The sequence below is a fragment of the Streptomyces sp. CBMA123 genome (assembly GCF_014596465.1).
GTDB lineage: Bacteria > Actinomycetota > Actinomycetes > Streptomycetales > Streptomycetaceae > Kitasatospora.
Genome location: NZ_MECK01000054.1, coordinates 1 through 21,787, shown reverse-complemented (window position 1 = coordinate 21,787; position 21,787 = coordinate 1). Strand labels below are relative to the sequence as shown.

18 protein-coding genes and 1 pseudogene are annotated in these 21,787 nt (G+C 73.4%); 3 read left to right on the top strand and 16 right to left on the bottom strand.

Going from position 1 to position 21,787, the window contains the following annotated elements:
* From BG452_RS09105 to BG452_RS09060, 10 genes are all read right to left on the bottom strand, one after another.
* Nucleotides 1-708 (bottom strand): LacI family DNA-binding transcriptional regulator (locus BG452_RS09105; protein ID WP_188303700.1); only part of this gene is annotated, 708 nt, incomplete at its 3' end.
* Nucleotides 709-729: 21 nt separating this feature from the next.
* Entirely contained in the window at nt 730-2,463 is a 1,734-nt protein-coding gene (locus BG452_RS09100) for a glycoside hydrolase family 36 protein (RefSeq protein ID WP_223241962.1), read from the bottom strand.
* A gap of 5 nt (nt 2,464-2,468) precedes the next feature.
* On the bottom strand, nt 2,469-3,296 hold the full coding sequence (locus tag BG452_RS09095) for a carbohydrate ABC transporter permease (protein ID WP_188303699.1): 828 nt from the start codon (nt 3,294-3,296) through the stop codon (nt 2,469-2,471).
* Nucleotides 3,293-4,234 carry a carbohydrate ABC transporter permease gene (locus BG452_RS09090; protein ID WP_188303698.1) on the bottom strand — a complete coding sequence of 314 codons (942 nt, stop codon included), beginning with the start codon at nt 4,232-4,234 and terminating at the stop codon, nt 3,293-3,295. The genes BG452_RS09095 and BG452_RS09090 overlap by 4 nt, the downstream gene beginning before the upstream one ends.
* Complete coding sequence (locus BG452_RS09085; protein ID WP_188303697.1) at nt 4,231-5,574, bottom strand: ABC transporter substrate-binding protein; 1,344 nt, start codon at nt 5,572-5,574, stop codon at nt 4,231-4,233. Before BG452_RS09085 ends, BG452_RS09090 begins: the two co-directional genes overlap by 4 nt.
* A gap of 299 nt (nt 5,575-5,873) precedes the next feature.
* Nucleotides 5,874-7,514 (bottom strand): alpha/beta fold hydrolase, encoded by a 1,641-nt coding sequence (locus BG452_RS09080; protein ID WP_188303696.1) that lies wholly within the window; start codon nt 7,512-7,514, stop codon nt 5,874-5,876.
* A gap of 12 nt (nt 7,515-7,526) precedes the next feature.
* Entirely contained in the window at nt 7,527-8,897 is a 1,371-nt protein-coding gene (locus tag BG452_RS09075; RefSeq protein ID WP_223241961.1) for an alpha/beta fold hydrolase, read from the bottom strand.
* A gap of 331 nt (nt 8,898-9,228) precedes the next feature.
* Nucleotides 9,229-9,852 (bottom strand): hypothetical protein, encoded by a 624-nt coding sequence (locus tag BG452_RS09070; RefSeq protein WP_188303694.1) that lies wholly within the window; start codon nt 9,850-9,852, stop codon nt 9,229-9,231.
* Nucleotides 9,853-9,935: 83 nt separating this feature from the next.
* A complete protein-coding gene (gene lysA / locus BG452_RS09065; protein ID WP_188303693.1) occupies nt 9,936-11,288 on the bottom strand; it encodes a diaminopimelate decarboxylase in 1,353 nt (450 codons plus the stop codon).
* Between the two features lie 30 nt (nt 11,289-11,318).
* Nucleotides 11,319-11,492, bottom strand: coding sequence for a hypothetical protein (locus tag BG452_RS09060; RefSeq protein ID WP_188303692.1), 174 nt, complete (start codon nt 11,490-11,492; stop codon nt 11,319-11,321).
* A gap of 366 nt (nt 11,493-11,858) precedes the next feature.
* Here BG452_RS09060 and kdpB point away from each other — a divergent pair, with 366 nt between their 5' ends.
* Together kdpB and BG452_RS09050 are read left to right on the top strand one after the other, a co-directional pair.
* Entirely contained in the window at nt 11,859-14,045 is a 2,187-nt protein-coding gene (kdpB, locus tag BG452_RS09055) for a potassium-transporting ATPase subunit KdpB (protein ID WP_188303691.1), read from the top strand.
* Nucleotides 14,046-14,217: 172 nt separating this feature from the next.
* Nucleotides 14,218-14,727, top strand: coding sequence for a universal stress protein (locus tag BG452_RS09050; protein WP_188303690.1), 510 nt, complete (start codon nt 14,218-14,220; stop codon nt 14,725-14,727).
* A 165-nt stretch (nt 14,728-14,892) separates the two neighbouring features.
* Here BG452_RS09050 and BG452_RS09045 read toward each other — a convergent pair whose 3' ends face one another.
* Nucleotides 14,893-16,086 carry an alpha/beta hydrolase gene (locus BG452_RS09045; protein WP_188303689.1) on the bottom strand — a complete coding sequence of 398 codons (1,194 nt, stop codon included), beginning with the start codon at nt 16,084-16,086 and terminating at the stop codon, nt 14,893-14,895.
* A gap of 169 nt (nt 16,087-16,255) precedes the next feature.
* Nucleotides 16,256-16,378, bottom strand: a pseudogene (locus BG452_RS09040) (FAD-binding molybdopterin dehydrogenase); the annotation flags it as partial.
* Between the two features lie 535 nt (nt 16,379-16,913).
* On the opposite strand from BG452_RS09040, the gene BG452_RS09035 reads away from it, so the two are divergent.
* A complete protein-coding gene (locus BG452_RS09035; RefSeq protein ID WP_188303688.1) occupies nt 16,914-17,393 on the top strand; it encodes a hypothetical protein in 480 nt (159 codons plus the stop codon).
* Nucleotides 17,394-17,462: 69 nt separating this feature from the next.
* Here BG452_RS09035 and BG452_RS09030 read toward each other — a convergent pair whose 3' ends face one another.
* From BG452_RS09030 to BG452_RS09015, 4 genes are all read right to left on the bottom strand, one after another.
* Nucleotides 17,463-19,427: an Ig domain-containing protein gene (locus BG452_RS09030; RefSeq protein ID WP_188303687.1), complete on the bottom strand. Its 1,965-nt coding sequence runs from the start codon at nt 19,425-19,427 to the stop codon at nt 17,463-17,465.
* Nucleotides 19,428-19,785: 358 nt separating this feature from the next.
* Complete coding sequence (locus BG452_RS09025) at nt 19,786-20,397, bottom strand: hypothetical protein (RefSeq protein ID WP_188303686.1); 612 nt, start codon at nt 20,395-20,397, stop codon at nt 19,786-19,788.
* Between the two features lie 225 nt (nt 20,398-20,622).
* Nucleotides 20,623-21,096, bottom strand: a complete 474-nt coding sequence (locus tag BG452_RS09020; RefSeq protein WP_188303685.1) for a hypothetical protein — start codon at nt 21,094-21,096, stop codon at nt 20,623-20,625.
* A 38-nt stretch (nt 21,097-21,134) separates the two neighbouring features.
* A partial coding sequence (locus BG452_RS09015) for a condensation domain-containing protein (protein WP_188303684.1) occupies nt 21,135-21,787 on the bottom strand: 653 nt, incomplete at its 5' end.

Genomic DNA, 21,787 nt, shown 5'->3' with positions numbered 1-21,787 from the left:
TACCGCCGCCGGCCCGGAGCCGGCCACCGGGACCGCGGACAGGCCCAGGGCGCGCGCCGCGGCGAGGAAGCCCGCCCGCCGGGCCGCCATCCAGGGCAGTTCCTCGTCGGCGCCGAGGTAGCCGATCCGCCGGTGGCCGAGCGAGGCCAGGTGCCGCACCACGGCGGCCATCGCCGCGTCGTTGGCGATGTCCACCCAGTGCTGCGGCTCCGCCGGCCCGGTCCGGCCGAAGCCGACGAACGGGACGCCGGCCCGGGTGACATGGGCGATCCTGCGGTCCTCGGTCAGCACGTCGGCGAGCACCAGACCGTCGACCTGACGGGCCGCCACCAGTTCGTCGATGGCGGCCGCCGGGTCCGCCGCGGGCCCGGCGGGCCGGAACAGCAGCACCCGCTGCCCCTGCTCCCCGGCCGCGTCGACCAGGGCCTCCAGGAAGCCGGCCATCAGCGGGTTGGGGTCGTGCGGGTCGTCGGCCGGGGCGAGGTAGCCGATGGTGTGCCGGGCGCCGCTGCGCAGCGAGCGGGCCGACTGGTCGGGCTGGTAGCCGAGTTCGCGGATCGCCGCGCCGACCCGGGCCAGCGTCTCGGGGCGGACCCGGTGCGGGGCGTTGAGCACGTTGGAGACGGTCTGCCGGGAGACCCCGGCCGCCCGGGCGACCTCCTCGATGGTGGTGGCGCCGCGGCGCGGTCGGTGCGCTCCCTCGGCCATGCGGTCCTCCTCCACGGACGGTTACGGACGGCGCAGGGTCAACAGCCCGCCACGCGGCACCGCAACGGTGTCCGTCCAGTCGAGGTCGATCCCGCCCTGCCGGACGATACGCCCCCGGGCGTCCTGGACCGTGACGGTGGCCGCACCGCTGCCGCCGGCCAGCCGGACGTCCGGGTCGGCGTCGGCGTTGGCCACCAGCAGGGTATGCCAGCCCGCGTCCGAGGCGTCGACCGGTAGCGCGGCGTACCGGGCGACCGCGACCGTCCCCTCGTCGAGGGCGGTGACCAGCGGGTATCCGAGGTCCGGCCGGCTCGGACGCAGTTCGCCGAGTTGCAGGGTTTCGAGGTGCTCGCGGAAGACGCCGAGCCAGAAGGCGATCGCCTCGCGCTGTCCGGCGCTCTGGGCGGCAAGGTCGACGGAGATCTGCGGCACCGAGAACAGCACGTTGATCAGGTGGCAGGCGATCTGCTCCGGCGGCTCGGCCGGGTGCCACATCAGCATGTCCGAGTGCACCGGTACGGGCCCGGCGGCCAGCCGCAGGTCGACGGTGCGCTGCCGGTTCTCCTGCGGGCTGAGCGGGCAGTCGGTGGCGCGGATCATGGTGACGTACGGCCACAGGCCGGGGCTGACGTACGGCTGGCGGTGCTCGATCATCGCCTCCGGGTCGGCGGCGGTGATCCGGGTGCGGAGGGCGGCGAGCAGCTTCTCCACGCCCTCGTCCACGCTCGCGCAGTCCGCCCCGGGGCCCGGCTCGGGTGCGTCCGCGCCCTCGGCGGCGCGGGCGAACCAGTCGACGAAGTCGACCTTGAGCCCGTCCATGCCCCACTCCTCGACGGCGCGGGCCAGCCGGTCGGTGAGGAACGCGCGGACGTCGGGGTGGCGCGGGTCGGCGACGACCGCGCCCAGGTGGGCGGCGTCGGCGAGGGCGTGCCGGCCGATCTCTCCGTGGGCGGCGCTGTCCTTGCCGATGAACGGCAGCGCGTACCAGAGCAGGTAGCGGACGCCGAGGTCGTGGACGCGCCGGACGTGCGCGGCGGTGTCGGGCAGCGAGACGGGCTCCCAGTCGCCGCAGTGGGCGTAGCCGCGGGTGCGGTCGGCGGTCATCCAGCCGTCGTCGACGATGATCACGTCCAGGCCGAGTTCCTTGCCGAGCGCGGCCTGGGTCTCGACGCGCTCGGGCGAGACGTCCTGGTGCATCGAGTACCAGGTGGAGTAGGCGGGGCGGCGGGCGGCGTCCGGGATGACGGCGGTGCGGCCCTCGCCCCACCAGGCGGTGAGGTCGGCCAGGCAGCGGGCGAAGTGCCGGCCGGAGGTGTCGATGCGGACGGTGAGCCGGCCCTCGGCCCGGGCCCAGAAGCGGAACTCGCCGGTCTCCTCGACCACTCCGGCCCCGGCCAGCACGTCGGGCCGGTCGGCCGCGAAGGCGCAGCGGGCGGTGTCCCCGGTGCCGACCAGCGCGGCGATCGGGGCGCCGACGGCGAGGCCGGTGCGGCGCGGGGCGCTCCAGGCGGCGGGCAGCCAGCCGGTGCCGCGTGGTTCCGGGGTCCAGAAGGAGGTGACGTCCACGCAGGGCACCCGCCATTCGATCCGGACGTCGGCCGGGCCCTCGGCGGTCACCTCGACCACGCCGTCGGCGACCTCCCGGACGCCGCCCGTCCCGGTCACCCGCAGGTCCAGGCCCCGGGCGTCGAGCCGGCGCGTGGTGCCGGCCGCGGGGGCGTGCGGCTCCCAGACGTCGGTCACGGTGTCGGTCATGCGGCTCAGCCTTTCGTCGCGCCGGCCAGCAGGCCGGAGATGAACTGCCGCTGGAGGACCAGGAAGAGGACCATCATCGGCAGGGTGGACAGCGCGGTGCCGGAGAGGATCGCGCCGTAGTCGGTGGTGGCCTGGTTGCCGTAGAGGGTCGCGAGGGCGACCGGGAGGGTGTGCATGTCCGGGCTGCGCAGGGCGATCAGCGGCCAGACGAACTGGTTCCAGGAGCCCAGGAAGAGGAAGATCGAGAGCGCCGCGAGCACCGGTCGCATGACCGGGACGACGATGTTCCACAGCACCCGGAACTCGCCCGCGCCGTCGACCCGGGCGGCGTCCAGCAGTTCGTCCGGCAGGCCGGCCAGCGACTGGCGCATCAGGAAGATGGCGAAGGGCACGCACAGGCCGGGCAGGATGATCGCCTGGTAGGAGTCGAGCAGGCCGAAGTTCATCATCATCTTGAACAGCGGTACCAGCATGACCTGTTCGGGCACCACGAGGGTGGAGAGCAGCAGCGCGAACAGCAGGGTGCGGCCGCGGAAGCGGAACTTGGCGAAGGCGTAGCCGGCCAGCAGGGCGACGACCAGCGCGCCGGCGGTCTGGACCCCGGCCACCAGCAGGGAGTTGCCGAGCACCCGGAGCAGGCCGATCCGCCGGTCCAGCCGGTGCAGGTTGTCGCCGAAGCCCCCGCCGGGCAGCAGGTGCGGCGGCCAGTCGAAGATCTCGGTGTCCTTGCGGGTGACGGAGATCAGCAGCCAGTAGAAGGGGGCGACGGACAGCCCGGTGAGGCCGGCCAGGAAGAAGGTCAGCGGCCAGCCGCGAAGCTTCTTGAGGTTCATCGGTCCTTGTCCCCCATCAGGCGCATCTGGACGGCGCCGAGCACGGCCACCAGCAGGGTGAGCGCGTAGGCGATGGCGGAGGCGTAGCCGAAGTCGAAGTAGCGGAAGCCGTTCTGGTACAGGTACATGGAGACGGTCAGGGTGGCGTTGTCCGGGCCGCCGCCGGTCAGCACGTACGGCTCGTCGAAGAGTTGGAGCGTGCCGATGGTGGAGAGCACGACGGTGAACAGCAGCAGCGGGCGCAGCGCCGGGACGGTGATCGCGGTGAAGCGGCGGACCGGCCCGGCGCCGTCGACCATCGCGGCCTCGTACAGCTCCTTGGGGACGGACTGCAGGCCGGCCAGGTAGATGACGGCGTTGTAGCCGGTGTAGTGCCAGGTCAGCACCAGGACGACGGACATCCGGGCCCAGAACGGCTGGCCGAGCCAGTCGACGGAGGGCAGGCCGACGGCGTCCAGCAGCCAGTTGACGGCGCCGTCGTCGCGCCTGAGCAGGAAGGCGAACATCACGCCGGTGGCGACCAGGCCGGTGACGGCGGGCATGAAGACGCCGAGCCGCCAGACGGCCCGCCAGCGCACCAGGGCGGAGTTGATGCCGACGGCCATCAGCAGGGCCAGTCCGAGCATCAGCGGGACCTGTACGACGAGGATCTCGCCGGTGTTGCGCAGGGCCGTCCAGAACAGCGGATCGTCCAGCAGGCGGCGGTAGTTGGCGAGGCCGGCGGCGCGGGTGGCGGTGCCGGAGCCGGTGGTGAAGGAGACCAGCAGCGAGTCGACGACCGGGTAGGCCTTGAACACGCCGAAGGTGATCAGGGCGGGGGCGAGCAGCAGGTACGGCAGGGCGGTGCGGCGCAGCCGGGCCCGGCGGTGGGCACGCTCGGCTCGCCCGGCGGGCCGGGCCGGCTCGGTGAGGGTGGCGGGCGGGGCGGTGGCGGTCATGCGATGGTGCGTCCGGTCTGCTGGGCGAGCTGCTTGGCGGCGTCCTTGAGGACGGTGGCCGGGTCTCCGCCGGTGAGGAACACCTTGGTCTGGGCGTCGCTGGCGAGCTTGAGGGCGCGGGCGTAGTCGCTGGAGTAGTCGGTCGGGTCGCCGCCGTCGGTGGCCAGTTCGGCGAAGGTCTTCAGCGGGGACTGGCCGCCGTAGTAGTCGCTGGGCTTGGCGTACATCGGGTCGGTGTAGGCCTCGGTGAGGGCGGGGAAGACGCCGCCGGCGGCGAACATGGCGTTCACCGAGGCGGGGCGGGTGAGCGCGTACTCGACGAACTTCCAGGCGGCGCGGCGGCGCGGGCTGGAGGCGGAGACCGTGAGGTGGGTGGAGTTCACCAGGGCGGTGCGCTTGCCGCCGGGGGTGACGGCCGGGGGCTTGGCGAGGCGCCAGTTTCCGCTCTGGTCGGCGAACTTGGCCTCCAGGTAGTGCGCGGCCCAGGCGGGCATCGGGGCGACGGCGAGCTTGCCGGCCTTCATCAGGGTGGCCCAGCCCTGGTCGCCGGGGGCGTCGGCGACCAGCCCGGCGTCCGCCATGCGCTTGAGGGTGCTCATGGCGCGCACGGCGGGCTCGGAGCCGAGGGTGATCTTGCCCTGGAGGTCGAAGTAGAAGGCGCCCTGGAGCTGCATCAGGTTCTGGACGAAGTCCAGGTCGGGGCTGGGGTTGGCGGCCTTGTTGATGCCGAGGAGGGAGATGCCGGGGTTGGCGGCCTTGAAGCGGTCGGCGATCGCCGTCAGGTCGTCCCAGGTGGCGAAGGTGGTGGGGTCGAGGCCGGCCTTGTCGAAGTAGTCCTTGCGGTAGAAGAAGCCCAGCGGGTTGACCTCCCAGGGCAGCGCGTAGGCGTGGCCGTCCTTGCCGGTGACGACCGGCCACAGGCCCTTGGCGAACTTCTCCTTGTGGGCGTCGGCGCCGAGGGCGGAGAGGTCGGCGAGGCCGCCGGGGAACTTCTCCAGGTATCCGGGCAGGTAGTCGCAGCCGATGTGCAGGACGTCGCCGAGGCCCTGGCCGCCGGCCGCCAGGCCGACGGTGATCTTGTCCCAGATGGCGGGGTTGCCGATGTCCTGGACGTCGACCTTGATGCCGGGGTTGTCCTTCTCGAAGGCCGGGACGACGGCGCGCAGGGCGGCGGCGGCCGTGGCCCAGGACCAGACGGTGACCGTGCCGGTGTCGGCGTCCCCGCCGGCGGCGCTCCCGGAGCCGGAGCCGCCGCAGGCCGCGAGGGTGCCGCCGGCGGCGAGGGCCAGCAGGCCGGCGCCGGAGGCGCGGAGCAGGTCGCGACGGGAAAGGTGTGACATTGCATTCCTCCTGGTGGAGCGGCGCTGGACGGGAACGGAGGCGAGGGGTGGGGGTCGCGTGAGGCGAGCAGGCGGATCCGGCGGTGGATTTGAACGTTCAAAACCACAAAAGAAACCAGAACCAAACAGATTCGCACGAGCGGGAGACAGCAAAGCCCGCCCTCCCCACGCCGTCAAGCCCTGGGCGCGGGAAGCGCGGGCACCGCAACCGTTCCGTTACCGGCCGCACGGCCGTGCGGGCCACCGCACCTGGGTGTCCGGCGTCCCGTGGACGTTCACCGACGAGGCGGGGAACGGTCTCAGGGCCCGATCTCGAACGCGGGCGGCTGGAGACCCTTCAGGCATTCGGTCCTCGGCGCGTCCGGGGTGTCGAAGAACGAGACGGTGATGGCCTGGGCGCACTTCGACGTGGCGAACACCACGTGCGGTTCGTAGGGGACCGTGACGACCTTGGCCCTGCTCAGCGTACGGGCGACGTACGGCCCGTTGTCCGCCCCGGTCTGGGAGTCGAACCCGCCCGAGAGGGCGAGGGTGGGGATGTCGCCGCGCGTGACGTCCCGGATCGAGGGTGCCGCCGGGGGGATGTTCCAGGCGTCGCAGTCCGGACGGAGGAAGGTGAGCTGCGGAGCCTGGGCCTGCACCGAGCGGGGGAAGGTCGGAAACGCTTCCTGTCCGCCCCGGAGCGCCTGCGCCTCGCTCTCGTACGGGGTCCACTCGCTGCAGAAGACGCCGTAGGAGAGACCGTGCGCGACCCTGCCCATGGCCGCCGGGCTGAGCTTGCCGCCCGCCCACTGCCGGGCGATGCGCTGCGGCTTGCCGTTGGCCAGCTCGTCGAGGGCGGCGGGTACCTGGGGTGCCACGTGGGTGGCGGAGGTCATCCAGTTCACCAGGGCTCCGCCGTCCAGGACGACCTTCACCGGCTGGTCGCTGCCGGGGAGGGTGACGGTGGTGGTGACCGGTTCGGCTTCGAGTTCGCGGACCAGCCGGTCGAAGGTGGCCGACAGGTTCGGATAGCGCTTGTTGCACGCCGGCTGCTCCGCGCAGGCCTTGAACAGGCCGTCGAAGCCCTGCCGGGCGCTGCTCCAGGTCATGGCCGAGCCTGCCTTGGACGGCGGCAGGATGCCGTCGATGCCCACCGAGCGGAGCCCCTCGGGGTGCAGGCGCATGGAGACCAGTGCCAGGTGGGTGCCGTAGGAGATGCCGAACAGGTTCCACTGCTTGATGCCCAGCGCGGTGCGCAGGTCCTCGTAGTCGGCGGCGCTCTCGGTGTCGTTGTAGGCGCTGAGATCGATTCCCCGGGCCACCAGCTTGTCGCGGCAGGCCTTGGTGGCCTCGACGTGCAGGCGCTGCGTGGACGGAGCGTCGTAGACGAGGCCGACCACGCGTGCGTTGAACTCGTCGATGTCGGGGCAGAGGAGGTCCGGGTCGGCCGAGTACGTACCGCGCTGGGACATGAAGATCACGTCACGGTCGCGGTTCAGGCCGCCGTCGATGGCCATCTGCGCCTCCCCGACCGCGTCGTCCCCGGGTCCGCCCGCGAGCCACACGATGGGGTCGGACTTGGCGGTGGCGGCCACGGCGGGCACGATCGCGACACCGAGTCTGATCGTCCTCCTGCTTGGTCCGGCGCGGTTCTCGGGCACGGTGAGCGTGCCGCAGCGGGCCCCTTCCAGTGCCTCGACCGGCTCCGGCGTCCTCGGGCACGGGCCCGGCTCGTAGCGGGCGTCACCCACCGCTCCGGCGGTCGTGCCGAGCTGCGCTCCACGGCCGGGGCCGGTGTCGCTGCGGGACTGTACGTGAGTGGGCGCCGCGAGCAGGCCGGTGACGAGGAGGCCGGTCGCCAGGCCGGCCGACGGGGCCAGGAATCGTCGTACGGTGCGCCGACGGCGGGGCGTGTGATGGTGGGGCGCGTGCTGGTGGGGCGTGTGATGGTGGGGCATCTGCCCTCCCGGTTACTTCGGGGAGATCGTGAACGGTTCGGGCTGGAGATCGGCCACGCACCCGGTGTCGGGCGCGGTCGGGCGAGCGAGGAACGAGGCCAGGACGCGCTGCGCGCACGGCGACTGCGGGACCACCCAGTGGCCGACTCCGGGGATGCGCACCTCGGTCGAGGAGGACAGGTCGCGGGCTACGCCCTTCGCCCAACTCGGCCCGGTCTTCACGTCGAACGTCCCGGAGATGACGAGCGCCGGCACCGAACTGACCGTGGCCACCCGCTGGACGGACGCGCGGTCCGGGACGTTCCAGATCCCGCACACCGGATACTGGAAGGGAAGTTGCGGCACCTGTGCCAGGACCGTGTCCGGCCACCCGGGGAAGGCCTGGCGTCCCGCCTTCAGCACGTCGGATTCCGAGTACCCCGGCGCCCACTCCCCGCACGCCACCGAGTTCGTCAAGCCGTACGCGGACACGCCGACGTGCTGGACCGAGCCGGCCGCGCGGGCCCGCGCGAAGCGTTCCGGGTTTCCGTGGCCGAGCTCGTCGAGAGCCGCCGGGAGGTCCTTGGGCCGGGGCGTGAAGGCGACGATGAGGTTCAGCAGCGCGCCCCCGTCGAGGACGGTCGTGACCGGCTCGCCTCCGCTCGGCGGCCGGACGCTCAGCGTCCGGGGCTGCTTCTCCAACCTGCGCACCTGCTCCGTCAGCAGACGGGGGAGGTCCGGGTACCGGTCCTTGCAGGCGGGCTGCGCCGCACACGCCTCGAAGATGTTGTGGATCCCCTCGGCGGCACTGCTCCATGTCCACGGCAGGGTCGCGGTCCGGGGAGGTGTGATCGAGTCGATGGCCACGGCGCGGATTCCCTCGGGGTGCAGCCGCAGGTAGGTGAGCGCCAGGTCGCTGCCGTAGGAGTACCCGTAGACGTTCCACCGGGGGATGTCCAGCGCCTTCCGCAGGTCGGCGAAGTCGGCCGCGTTCTCCGTGGTGTTGTAGGCGCTCAGGTCGACGCCGTCGGCCGTCAGGCGGTCCCGGCACTCCTTCACCGCGGTCAGCATGAGCCGTTCCGCCTCCTGGCCCCCGTAACCCAGGCCCACGGCCTGCGCGTTGAACCGGTCGATCTCCGGGCAGGCGAGGTTCGGCCGGTCGTAGAGGTTGCCGCGCTGGGCCATGACGATCAGTTCGCGGTCCTTGTTCAGGCCGGAGTCGACGAGGAAGGGGATGTCGTCGATCGCGTCGCCACCGGGGCCGCCCGCCATGAACACCACCGGGTCCGCGGCGGGCTTCGCCGACACTGCCGGAATGCGCGCCACGGCCAGCTCGACGGTACGGCCGCCGGGGCGGGCGCGGTTCTCGGGGACCTCCAGGAAGCCGCACCGTGCTCTGCCCAACGCCTCGATGGGCTCGGGCGGCTTCGGACAGGGGCCGGGTACGAACCGGGACCGGGCCACCGGGCTGGGCCCGGCAGCCCGCGCGGGGCCGCCTGGTGTGGGGCCGGATGCCGCCAGGCAGACCAGAGCGACCGCGGCAGTCGCCGCGAGGATGCTGTGCTTCGGCATGTGATCTCGTCCCTCTGCCGACATCGGCGGCTCGGCCCTGGCCGGGCCGAGCCGCCGTGGGTGGGGCGGAACGCGCGTTTGCGACGCTACCGGGTGGCACGTTCGCCCGCACGCGGAGCGGTGGCAACCCCGGCGGGACGGCCCGACACCACCGCTTGGGCGGTCAGAGCAGCGCGGCGGTGGACTCGCAGGTGAAGGTGCCGGCGGCCTTGCCCTGGACGGCGTCAGGGAGTTCGGACACCGGCAGGTCGGTGAGGGTGACGGTGTCCACGGTGCGGCCGGCCGTCGCGCCGACCGCGGTCTTTCCGGCCCAGACGACCGCCTTCGCGTCGCCGGTGTCACCGATGGTCAGGACGAGGCTCATCTGCCCCGCGCCGTCGAAGGTGGCGATCAGGGCGGCCTTCCCGGTGGGCCCGCCCATCGCGGTCAGGGTCAGAGCGCCGGACGTCGACTTCTTGCCGAGGCAGGTGGCCTGCTTGAACTGGAACGTGCCGCCCTTGCTCCCGGTGATGGTCAGGGTGTTGGTCGCCCCGGAGGCGGCGCCGCCCGATCCACCGGCCGCCGTCGAGGTGGCGGTGGGCGTCGGCACGGCGGCCGGGGTCGAAGCGGTGGCGCTCGACGGGGCGGCGCTCGACGGGGCCGTGCTCGAACTGACGGCACTCGGGGTGGCGTTGTCCGGCGCGGCGGACTTCGCGGCGGACGACGAGCCCGAGGAACCGCAGGCCGTGAGCAGGAGGGCGGTGGCACCCAGGATCGCGGCGGGATACACACGAGTCTTTCGAATCATGGTCGGACTTTAGTGCTTTCGTGTGACAGTGAGTCGGCGATGATCGACGGCCTTGTCCCGACCCGCCCAGCGCCCGGCCCCGGTCAGCGGCCGACCTCGCGCAGCCGGAAGTCCTCCACCGTCTCCCGGCGGATCAGCAGCCGGGCCCGGCCGTCCTTCACCGCCGCCACCGCCGGGCGGCCGACCAGGTTGTAGCCGGAGGCCATCGAGAGCTGGTACGCGCCGGCCGCCGGGACGGCGAGCAGGTCGCCGGGGCGCAGGTCGGCGGGCAGCACGGCGTCGCGGACGAGTACGTCTCCGGCCTCGCAGTGCCGGCCGACCACGTCCACCCGCATCGCGCCGGCCTCGGAGCGGCGGCCCACCAGCCGGACGCTGTACGGGGATCCGTACAGCGCCGGGCGCGGGTTGTCGCTCATCCCGCCGTCGACGGCGGCGAAGCAGCGGCCGTCGGCGGTGTGCTTGACGGACAGCACCCGGTAGACGGCCACGGCGGCCGGCCCGGCGACGGCCCGGCCCGGCTCGACCACCAGGCGCGGCACCTCCAGCCCGGTCTCGGCGCAGCGCACCGCGAGCCGGTCGGTCACCCGGACGGCGAACTCGGCGAGGTCCAGCTCCTCGTCCCCGGGCAGGTAGCGGATGCCGTGCCCGCCGCCGAGGTCCAGCTCGGACAGCTCCACGCCGTGCCGCTCCCGCACCTCGGCGAGCAGTCGCACCAGCGCGTCCACGGCCTGGAGGTACGGCTCGACCGAGGTGATCTGCGAGCCCAGGTGGCAGTGCAGCCCGGCCAGTTCCAGCCCCGGCTGGCCGAGCACCCGGGCGATCGCGTCGGCCGCGTCGCCGCCCGTGATCGGGAAGCCGAACTTCTGGCCGCCGACCCCGGTCCGCACCGCCGCGTGGTGCCCGGCGGCGATCCCGGGGACGACCCGCACCAGCACCTTCTGCGGGGTGTCGGCGGCGACCAGCGCGGCCAGCCGGGCGATCTCGGCCGGACCGTCGATCACGATCCGGCCGACCCGCAGCCGGCGGGCCAGCCGCAGCTCCTCCGGGGACTTGGCGTTGCCGTGCAGCAGGACGCGCTGCGCCGGGAATCCGGCCGAGACCGCCAGCCAGAGTTCACCGGAGGAGCAGACGTCCAGGCCGAGGCCCTCCTCGGCGACCCAGTCGGCCATCGCGCTGCACAGGAAGGCCTTGGCCGCGTACAGCACCTCGGCGTGCGGAAGTGCCCGCCGGTAGGCCCGGGCCCGGGCCCGCACCTCGCCCTCGTCCAGCACGTACAGCGGGGTGCCGAACCGCTCGGCGGCCTCCGCCAGCCCCACCCCGCCGACCAGCACCTCGCCGCCGGGGCCGGGCCGCGCCGAGGCCGGCCAGGGGCCGCCGAGCGCGTCGGCGACGGGGGCGGTGGGAGGGGAAACGGGCGGGGCGATGAGCTGGGTCATGGCGGCTGCTCCTCGTGGAGGGGTGGTGGGTCAGTCCTCGTAGTGCATGACGAAGCGGCAGTGCGCGGGGCGGGTCCGGGCCCGGTCGACCGGTGAGACCGGTTCCGGCGGCTCGGGGCGGTCGTGGCGCTCGGCGGCGGGCAGCAGGCGGATGGTGCGCTCCAACGGGTCGTCGACGTCGATGACGGCGGTGGCGGTGGTCACGGCGGGCTCCTCGGGGGTGCGGCGGGCCGCCGTCGTCCGGTGGCCCTGGGATCCAGTGGAGACCCTCCGGGCGCCGATGGCACCCGGCCTTGACGCACGGCCTACGCATCGGGGGCGTACCTTGACGACTTCCTGACATACCCCTCATCCCGGGCCTGCGAACGGCTGTTCGTGCAGGTCGGAGCCCGGATCGATCATGGTGTCAGGGAACTGTCAAGAACCGGCGCTTCCTCGCCAAGCCCGCGTCAAGAGCCGCATGAGCCGGCGGAATCCGATGGTGGGCTGAGGCCCGTCCCCGTCCCCGTCGCCACCGAGCCCGCCGCCCCGTCACCGCAGGAGGGGCGGCCCGGAAGGTCCCCCGAGACGATGCGCCGTTCGGCCCTCACCCCACCGGATGCCACCGCCGACCAGCAGAACTGGTTCCGCCGCCCGGAGCACGCGCCCGAGCCACCGCCGGAGCACCATCCGAGCCACCGGCCGTCCTCACCGCGCGGCCGCCGCACCCTGATCACCCGGCAGCAGCTCGCCGAGGCGCTGCCCGCCGCCGTCCGCAAGCTCCACCCGCGCACCATGATGCGCAACCCGGTGATGCTGGTGGTCGAGACCGGCTCCGCCCTCACCACCATCAACGCCGTCGTCCACCCGAGCGTCTTCGCCTGGGTGATCTCCTTCTGGCTGTGGCTGACGGTGCTGTTCGCCAACCTCGCCGAGGCGGTCGCCGAGAGCCGGGGCAAGGCGCAGGCCGACTACCTGCGCCGGGCGCAACAGGGCATGACGGCCCGGCGGCTGCTGCACTGGCGGGTCGGCACCCGGGACCACCGCCACGAGGTGCTCCCCGCCGAGGAGTTGATGCTGCACGACATCGTGCTGGTGCCCGCCGGGGAGGCCGTCCCGCAGGACGGCGAGGTGGTCGAGGGCGTCGCGAGCGTGGACGAGTCCGCGATCACCGGCGAGTCCGCGCCCGTGATCCGCGAGTCCGGCGGCGACCGCACGGCCGTCACCGGCGGGACGAAGGTGCTCTCCGACCACCTGATCGTCCGGGTCACCTCCCGCCCCGGGCAGAGCTTCGTGGACCGGATGATCGCCCTGGTCGAGGGCGCCGACCGGCAGAAGACCCCGAACGAGATCGCCCTCAACATCCTGCTGGCCTCGCTCACCATCGTCTTCCTGCTGTCCGTGGTCTCGCTCCAGCCGATGGCGATCTACGCCCACGCCCCGCAGACCACCGTCGTGCTGGTGGCGCTGATGGTCGCGCTGATCCCGACCACCATCGGCGCACTGCTGTCCGCGATCGGCATCGCCGGGATGGACCGGCTCGTCCAGCGCAACGTCATCGCGCTGTCCGGCCGGGCGGTCGAGGCCGCGGGCGACGTGGACGTGCTGCTGCTGGACAAGACCGGCACCATCACCCACGGCAACCGCCGGGCCGTCGCCCTGCACCCGCTGCCCGGCGCGACCACCGAACAGCTCGCCGAGGCCGCCCAGTTGGCCTCCGTCGCGGACGAGACCCCGGAGGGGCGCTCACTCGTCGAACTGACGAACCGTCAGTACTGGGTGCCGCCAAGGGCTCCCGGCGAACTCGGCGAGCAGCGGCCCGTACCGTTCACCGCGCACAGCCGGATGAGCGGCGTCGACCTCACCTGGCCGGACGGCACCGGCTGCCTGATCCGCAAGGGCGCGGCCGCCGCCGTCGCCCGCTGGGTGCTGGACTCCGGTGGACGGATCCCGGTGGAGGCCGAGCCGCTGGTCGACCGGATCGCCGCGGCCGGCGGCACCCCGCTGCTGGTCGCCGTGCACGACCGGCACGGCGCCCGCGCGCTCGGCGTGGTCGAGCTCAAGGACGTGATCAAGGAGGGCATCGCCGAACGCTTCGCCGAGCTGCGCCGGATGGGCATCCGCACCGTCATGGTCACCGGCGACAACCCGCTGACCGCCCGGGCGATCGCCGAGGAGGCCGGGGTGGACGACTTCCTCGCCGAGGCCACCCCCGAGGACAAGCTCGCCCACCTCCGGCGCGAACAGGCCGCCGGGAACATGGTGGCGATGACCGGCGACGGCACCAACGACGCGCCCGCCCTCGCCCAGGCCGACGTCGGCGTCGCGATGAACTCCGGCACCCCGGCCGCCAAGGAGGCCGGCAACATGGTCGACCTCGACTCCAATCCGGCGAAGCTGATCGACATCGTCCGGGTCGGCAAGCAACTCCTCATCACCCGGGGCGCGTTGACCACCTTCTCGATCACCAACGACGTGGCCAAGTTCTTCGCGATCATCCCCGCGATGTTCGCCCACGCCTACCCCGGGCTGCACGACCTCAACATCATGGGCCTGCACAGCCCGCAGTCCGCGATCGCCTCCGCGATCATCTTCAACGCGCTGATCATCGTCGCGCTGATCCCGCTCGCGCTGCGCGGCGTGCGCTACCAGCCCGCCTCCGCGACCGACCTGCTCCGGCGCAACCTGCGGGTGTACGGACTGGGCGGGCTGATCCTGCCGTTCCTCGGCATCAAGGCGATCGACCTGCTGATCGAGTTCGTGCCCGGACTGGGCTGAACGGCGCCGCTGTCAGGGGGCCGTCAAGAAGTGCACGACCGGCGTCATGGAGGTGTCAGCGCCGGTACGGACGGGTCGGTTCCGGGGTTCACTGGAGGCATCCGATGCAAGGAGCAACCGACCGGCAGGACTCGACCGGAGTGAGCTACCGGAGAGACGGAGGCGAACGGCCATGACCGGGACCACGACCGGGACCACCCACGGCACCACCCGAGTGATCGTCGGCCTGAGCGGGTCACTGAGCAGTCTGGCCGCCCTCTACCACGCCGTCGGAGAGGCGGCCCGCAACGCGGCCGTGCTGGTGCCCGTCGCCGCCTGGACGACGGGCGACAAGGACGGACTGCGCCCGCTCTCCGAACTGGAGCACGCCGCCCGCCGGCGGCTGGACATCGCCTTCGAGCAGGCCTACGGCGGCTACCCGTCCGACCTGGTCATCCACCCCATGGTGGTGAACGCCGAACCGGGGCCCGCCCTGGTCGCTGCCGTCACCGGACCGGACGACCTGCTCGTCCTCGGCGCGGCCGCCCGGCGCCGCTTCGACCGGCTGCTCGGCACGTCCGTCGCCCGGCACTGTCGGCACCGGGCGGGCTGCCGGGTGGTCGAGGTCTCGCCGTCGGCGCTGCTGACCCGGCTGGAGCTGCCCGCCCGTATGGGGGCACCGCTGCCGCTGCTCGCCCGCTGAGGGCCCTGAGGACCCTGAGGACCCTGAGGACCGTGAGGACCCGCGGAGGTTCACCGAGGGCCTGAGGGCCACCGAAACGCCCCGCCGCCTCGGCGCACGCCGTCGAGGCGGCGGGTGCCTTGCCGTCCGGAGGTGCCAGGTGGCGTCCAGAGGCGTCCGGAGGTATCAGGTGGCGTCCGGCAGGTGCCCGCTGAGCCAGCCCAGCGCGGGCGGGATCAGCCGGTTCCAGGTCGTGAAGTTGTGCCCGCCCGCGTCGACCGTCGCCTGGGCCACCACCAGCGGCGGCCGGGCCGCCGCCGCGAAGGCGCTGGAGTCGGCGTAGCTGCTGCCGTCCTCCTTGCTGTCGGCGAGCAGCACCGCGAGCGCGGGCAGCGGCAGGTGGGCGAGCCGCCAGTTCAGGTCGGCCTCGTCGCGGCGCTGTCGGCTCCCGCCGAAGAGGTCGCCGGTGGTCACGTCCTCGGCCGCCTTGAGGTAGCCGGAGAGCGAGACCACCGCCGGGAAGGTGCCCGGGTGCACCATGCCGAGCTTGACGGCGCAGTAGCCGCCGGTGGAGTCGCCCATGACGCCCAGGCTGCCGGGGCCGCCGAGCACCCGGTAGCCGGCCCGCAGGTCGGCGGGCACGTCGGTGGCGAAGTAGCTCTGCGCCTGCGGGCCGTGCGGGACGTCCTCGCACTCGCTGTCCCGGGGCATGCTGGGCGAGGGCCGCATCAGCACCAGCACGGCCGGTTTCATGGCGCCCTTGCGCAGCAGGTCGAGTTCGGTGGCCGGGTAGCGCAGCTTGGTGACCAGGTTGGCGGCGTCCCCGGGGAAGCCGGTCATCACCAGTAGGGCCGGGAAGTGCTTGCCCTCGTTGCCGGGCTGGAAGTACTGGGGCGGCAGGTAGACGTAGCCGTCGGTGCTCAGCCCGGTGGTGGTGCCGGGCAGCCGGACCTTGTCGAGCCGGCCGACCCGGGCCGGGTCACGGCTCGCCGGGCCGGCGCCGGTGATCTCGGCGGTGCCGAGCACCTGCACCCCGGCGGCCGGTCCGCTGCTCGGGGTGCTGCCCGGCGCGCCGGGAGTGCCCGGGGTGGCAGGCGTGCCCGGGGTGGCAGGCGTGCCCGGGGAGCTCTGGATGACGGCGGCGCCGTGCTCGTGCCCGAGCAGGTCGGTCCAGCTGCTGTAGAAGACGAAGTAGTCGTTGACGGCGAGCCCGAGCACGGCCAGCAGGGACAGCTGGGTGACGGCGACGGTGCCGAGCCGCAGGAACATCGCGGGCCAGCTGCGGACGGCGAGCTTCGGCCAGACCCAGAGCGTGCCGAGCACCGTGCCCACCGCGAGCAGCGCCGCCAGTGCCAGCAGCTTGTGACTGGTGAGTCCCATCGGTCCGGCCTCCGCTCCCCCACGTCTCCCTACCACTGTGGACCACCGGCCGGGGGAGCCGCGCCCCCACCCGGTCACCGCCACCGGGTCACCGCCGCCGGGAGGCCAGCGCCTGCCAGACCAGGTCGCCCAGGAACGGCGGTCGGTGAACCGGATGCCGGTGGCGTCGCCGGCGGATGTGCGGCTGCGGTTCGGAGAACAGGGCCGTCCCGCCGCCGAGCCAGGCGTCGCCGGGCCGCCAGGCGCCGCCGAGGCGGGCGTCCCGTAGCTCGGCCACCGTGTTCAGATCCATGTCGCCCCTCCGTCGCCGGCCGGTCCGGTTCGTCCGGTAGGGCGATTGAAGCGGTCGGGGGCGGGCGTCACGAGTGGTCCAGGGCACCATGCGCACCCGTCCGGCGCTGGTCGGCCCTCCCGGGAGGGCGGCCCACCTGCCCTTGTCCCAAGGGGAGTTGGCCGCTCCGCGGGCCAACTTCGACAGAGGTGTCGAAGTTGGCATGGCCGGGCTATGCTGTCGACAGGTCCGAAGGTGAAACCCCTGCCCCGTCGACGTCCGCACCACCCTGGCGCGCCCGACCGGAAGGAGGCGAGACGCATGGACCGCGGGTCGCGAGCCGCTCGACGCCCCAGCCCCGCTCCGCGCCTCCAGGCCGCCCTCCGGCAGAACTCCGGCCCACGGCTGAGTTCCTGACGCGTCGTCAACTCCGCGCACACTCCTTCACCGTCTGGCCGCCCGGGCGTGCCCCGGGCCGTTCGCCGCCGTTGTACGGAAGGTGAGTCGCCGCGCCCGCCCCAGCCCTCCGGCCCCCCTGCCGAGGAAGAGGTTTCCCATGACGACGTTCCGGCTCCTCCTCCCCCGCCCCCGTGAGGCGGCGGTCCTGGCCGCCGTCCTCGGGCTGCTCGTCCTGGAGGAGATCGCCCTCGGCCTGGCCGAGGAGGAGGACCGTCCGGTCATCGGCGGCGTCCTGATCGGCGTCTCCTGTTCCGGGCTGCTGGTGGTCGGGGCCGTCCTGCTCGGCCGCTGGCTCGACGCCCGCCGGCCACTGCCGCTGCCCCCGCCCGGCCCCAACGGGCGCGAGTACAGCGCCCGTGCGCTCGAAGGCTTTCCGATGGAGGCCGTCCGCCCGCTGCTGCTCGCCGAACAGGCCCCGCAGCTTGGCCAGTTGTACTCGGCCTGGATGCTCGCCCGGACGGGCCGGCCGGCCCCCTGGATCGCCCGCCGGCTGGGCCTGCCGCTGGCCGCCGTCCAGCTGCTGGTGGACGCCGCCCGCGCCCACGCCGACGACCCCCGGCCGCTGCCGGAGGCGTGACCGGCGGTGACATGCCGCCGGCCCCGCCACCGCGAACCGCGGTGGCGGGGCCGGCGTCCGGGTGCGGGATCAGCTCTCGCGGCCCGAGGCGTCGTCGATCAGGAACGCGGTGGTCGGGTTGGTGCCGGTCTCGTGGGAGACCAGCTTGAGGCCGATGGTGGTCCCCCAGCCGACCTGCCCGATCAGCGGGGCGAGGTCCACCGACTGGTACTGGTAGCCGTTGGTCGGGTTCTGGCCGCTCCAGGTCTTCACTGTGCCGAGCGGCTGCCCGGTGTACTGGTCGATCGCCACCAGCGACAGCGTGTCGGCGGCGGGGGCCGCGGCGTTGACCGGCCGCACGTCCAGCCAGAAGGAGAAGCTCGCCTGCCCGAAGCCCGGGTAGGTGTTGAGGTAGGTGGTGATGGAGTCGTCCGTGCCGGTGTTCTGGCCGAGCCAGGCGTACCAGGAGCCGGAGTGCGGCGCGTGCAGGCTGGACGGGGTGATGATGTTGTACCCCGACGGGCTCCAGGAGTCCGTCATCACGGTGTGGTTGACGTCCGCCGAGCCGTTCTCGAAGCCCGGGTCGATGAGCTGCTCGATCCCGCCGCAGCCCGTCCCGCCGGAGGCGCTGACGTTCTCCCAGAAGCCGGTGGACGCCGTCTTGCCCGCCGGGTCGGTCGCCGTCACGTTGATCCGCTGGTAGCCGTTGGTCGCGGCGGCGGTACCGGAGATCACCCCGGTGCCGGCGTTGATGGCCAGCCCCTGCGGCAGTCCGGTGGCGCTGTAGGTGAGGGCCGCGCCGGTGCCGGAGACGCCCACCGCCGGGATCGACAGCGGCTGCCCGGCCTTGTCGGCGCGGTCGCACATGGTGCTCAGCGAGACCGGCGGGGAGGCCACGATCGGGTCCGAGGCCATGCACAGGTGGTCACTGTTGGACCACAGGGTCTGCAGCGGGAAGCTGCCGGTCGAGAGGTTCTCGGTGAACAGCCCGCCGTTGGAGCCCTGCGGGATCCAGGCGCACTTGTCGCCGATCTCCTGGCCGGTGGCGTCGGTCCAGCCGCCCGGGGTGTTCGGGTCGCTCACCGTCTCCGCGTACTCGTGGCCGCCGATGATCCCGTAGCCGTCCAGCCGCCCGCGCGGGGTGTTCTCGCCGAACCAGTTGGTGCCGCAGCCGGCCACGTCCGTCAGGTACGGCATGTTGGTGTAGGCGAGCTGGCCGTACGACGAGCGCTGGAAGTCGTGCCAGGCGCAGTAGCCCAGCTCCTTCCACTTGTCCGGGTCGGTGCCCTGCGGGGAGTCGATGATGTACTGGACGTTGCGGTTCTGCGCCTCCGTCAGGTTGCCGAAGTGCTTGGCGGCGGCCAGCGCCTCGGCGCCGAGCTGCGGCTCGGTCGCGGCCTGCGGGGCGGGGGCGGCGTTGTCCACCCAGACGCCCGCGAGCACGCTCCCCGGCTGCGGGTACGGGATGTGCGCGGAGCCGGCCGGACACTGGACGGAACCGGCGGCGATGCCCTCGCAGTACTGGGTCAGCACGGCGCTCCAGCCGTCGCCGGCGCTGCCGAGGCCCTTGAAGAAGTCCTGCTGGTAGGGGGCGGCCTGGTCCGGGTCACCGGTGGTCACGGTGTCGCCGCTCGCGTTGGTGGACGGGGTGCCCCACTGGGAGCCCCAGAGCACCAGGTAGACCTTGGGTGCGCCGATCACCACACCGGTCGACTCCTGGCCGCCCTTGTAGGTGACCTGGAGGTCGTACTGGTTGGCGACATTGCCGTCGCCGTTCTTGCCGGTGCCCGGGTCGGCGCCGTCCACCAGCTGGGGTGCCTTGGTGGTGGTGCCGACGGGACCGGCCTTGGCCGCCCCGGCCCGGCGCGGGCCGGACTTCTGCGGGGCGGCGGGCTTCGCCGTCTTCGGGGTGCCCGGCTGGGCCACCACGGTGACGGGCTGCGGCGCGTGGGAGTCGGCCATCGCGGACAGCGGACTGCTGAGCGCGGCGCCGGCCAGGGCCGCCGCGAGCGCCACCAGGGCGGTGCGTGGGGCGCGTTGGGCGCGTCGGGGCATGCGGGATCGGAATCTGAACACGGGTCGGGTTCCGTCTCTCGTGACGTGGGGGGGAGGGAGGGACGAGCGGGGGTGCGCAGGCGGCCCGGGGGGGGCGGGGGCCGGGTCTCACCCGGGTCGACCGCTGTGCAATGCGCCATATGATATTTCACTGATCGGCGCGCACAAGGCCTCCGCACGACACCCGACAGCGCCACCCGCCGACCGGCACGCCCCTCGGAGCCTCACCGCACCCGCCCCAGCTGGCCCGATCGTCCGCGAACCGGCCCCGCGCCAACTCCCCGCCCGGGCACGGATTTTAACCGCCCCTTACCCGAACCCACCTCGTCTTGGCATTCCGGCCGTCAGCCGGCCGCCGTCAGACCCGCCGCCCCGCGTTCGCCTGCGCCACCAGGAAGGGCACCAGCCCGCGCTCCGCCAGGGCCGACCGCCAGGCGTCCCGGGCCCGCACCAGCTCGCCCGGCCCCTCCGCCACCTCGACCTCCGGCCCCTTCCCCCGCGCCGCCGACCCCAACAGCCCCAAACCGCCCACCAGCAGACACACCGCCGCCACCCCGGCGGCCACCCAGCCGGCCCCGATCAGCGCGTGCCCCAGCACCTCCAAGTCCTCGGACAGCCCCAGCAGATAACCGAGCACCAGGAACACCACGGCCGCGACGACCGCGACGATCGGCACGATCACCCCGAGCACGCCCCACCACCCCGACACCCGCGCCGGCGCGTCCACCGGCAGCCGCGCCACCGCGTCGGCGTCCGCCCGCAGCGTCGCGTACCGCTCGTACTCCGGCGCCGCGGCGGCCAGCACGTACTCGGCGTTCTCCCGCGCCGTCCGCCGCAGCCGGTCCACCCCGCGCGCCTCCTCCCCGCTGTCCAGCAGCGCCGCCCGCACCTGCGGCGCGGCCAGCGCCCTCCCCAACTCCGTCTCGAAGTCGGCCCGATCCTGCTGCGGCAGTCGAAGCGGCCTGTCCATGCCGTGCCCCCGTTCGCTGTTCACCTCTGAGCCTTAGTTCTACAGCACTGTAGAACTCGGGACCAGAGCCGGACAGCCCGGTTCACCTGTGGAATCGGGGAAGAGGAAGGATCCCCTCCGTGCACTCGCCCGCGTGCGGCGCAGGCTCCGGAGAGAGCGTCATGGCCCGGCCGGGCGGCCGGGCCACGATGACGGGCGAGTGGGTCACGATGACGGGCGGGTGGCTCAGCCGACCTTGAGACTGACCCGGCGGCTGTCGGCGGAGGCGGAGGGCGACGCGCCGATGTTGGAGACGGTGGCGATCAGGACGGCGTCGACGTCCGGGATCCAGTTGGAGGTCTTGGACTGGACGATCAGCTGGCGCTCCTGCTGGGTGCCGTCGCAGACGATGTCCGCCTCGGCGGTCCGACTGGAGCCGAAGGCCTTGGAGGCGGCGTCCTCCGGGTCCGCCTGCTCGACCGAGACGGTGAGCGAGCGGGCCTCGTCGGCGACCGAGCAGAGGTAACCGACGTTCACCCGGACCCGGCCGGGGACCTTCGGGTCGATCATGGCATCACCGAGGGTCACCACCGTACCGGCCGAATCCCGGACCGAATGCCGGACCGGGGCCTGCGCCCGGGCCGGGTCGGCGGCCTGGGCGGGGGCGGCGAGGCCGGTGAGGGCCGAGGTCAGTGCTGTCAGGACGATCCACCGCTGCACGACAGACTCCAAGGGTTGGGGACGCGTTGCGGCCGACGCTAACCGTCACTCAGAGCACCTGCGCGCCGAGTCGTCCGATCGTCGTACGAACGCTCGGGCGAGGGTGCGGCTGATCGGGTGCCAGGCCCGGCCGGGCCGGCCGGGCCCGCTGAGGCGGCTGGGGCGACTGGGGCGGCGGTGGCGAACTCGCCCAGCGCGCGGTGCAGCCGGTCGGTGAACTCCTCCGCCCGCGCCTCCCCCAGCACGTCCGCGCGCCGACTCGTGATCAGGTCCCAGCCGCCGTCGCCACGCGGCACCGCCTCGACCAGCAGCTCGTGGGCGGTCCTCGGCGGCGGCACCCGGACCGGCTCCAGCCGCAGGCCGGGGGCGAACTCCCCCCGTGGCGGGCGCTTCTGGAGCACCGCCCAGGCCTGGAACCACGGGTGCCGGCCCCGGGGCGGCTTCAGCAGGCGGACCAGTTCGTCGAAGGGCGTCCGGCCGTGCTCCAGCGCGGAGACCACCGCGTCGGCGGTGTGCCGCAGCAGCGCCGCGTCGGTGAGGTCGCGCGCCCCGGGCAGCGGGACGGCCAGCGGGTTCACGAAGTAGCCGACGACCGGTTCGAGGGCGCGGGCCGAGCGCCCGTCGGTCACCGTGCCGAGCGTGACGCCCGGGACGTCGGCGGTGCGCGCCAGGGCCCGGCCGGTGGCCGCCA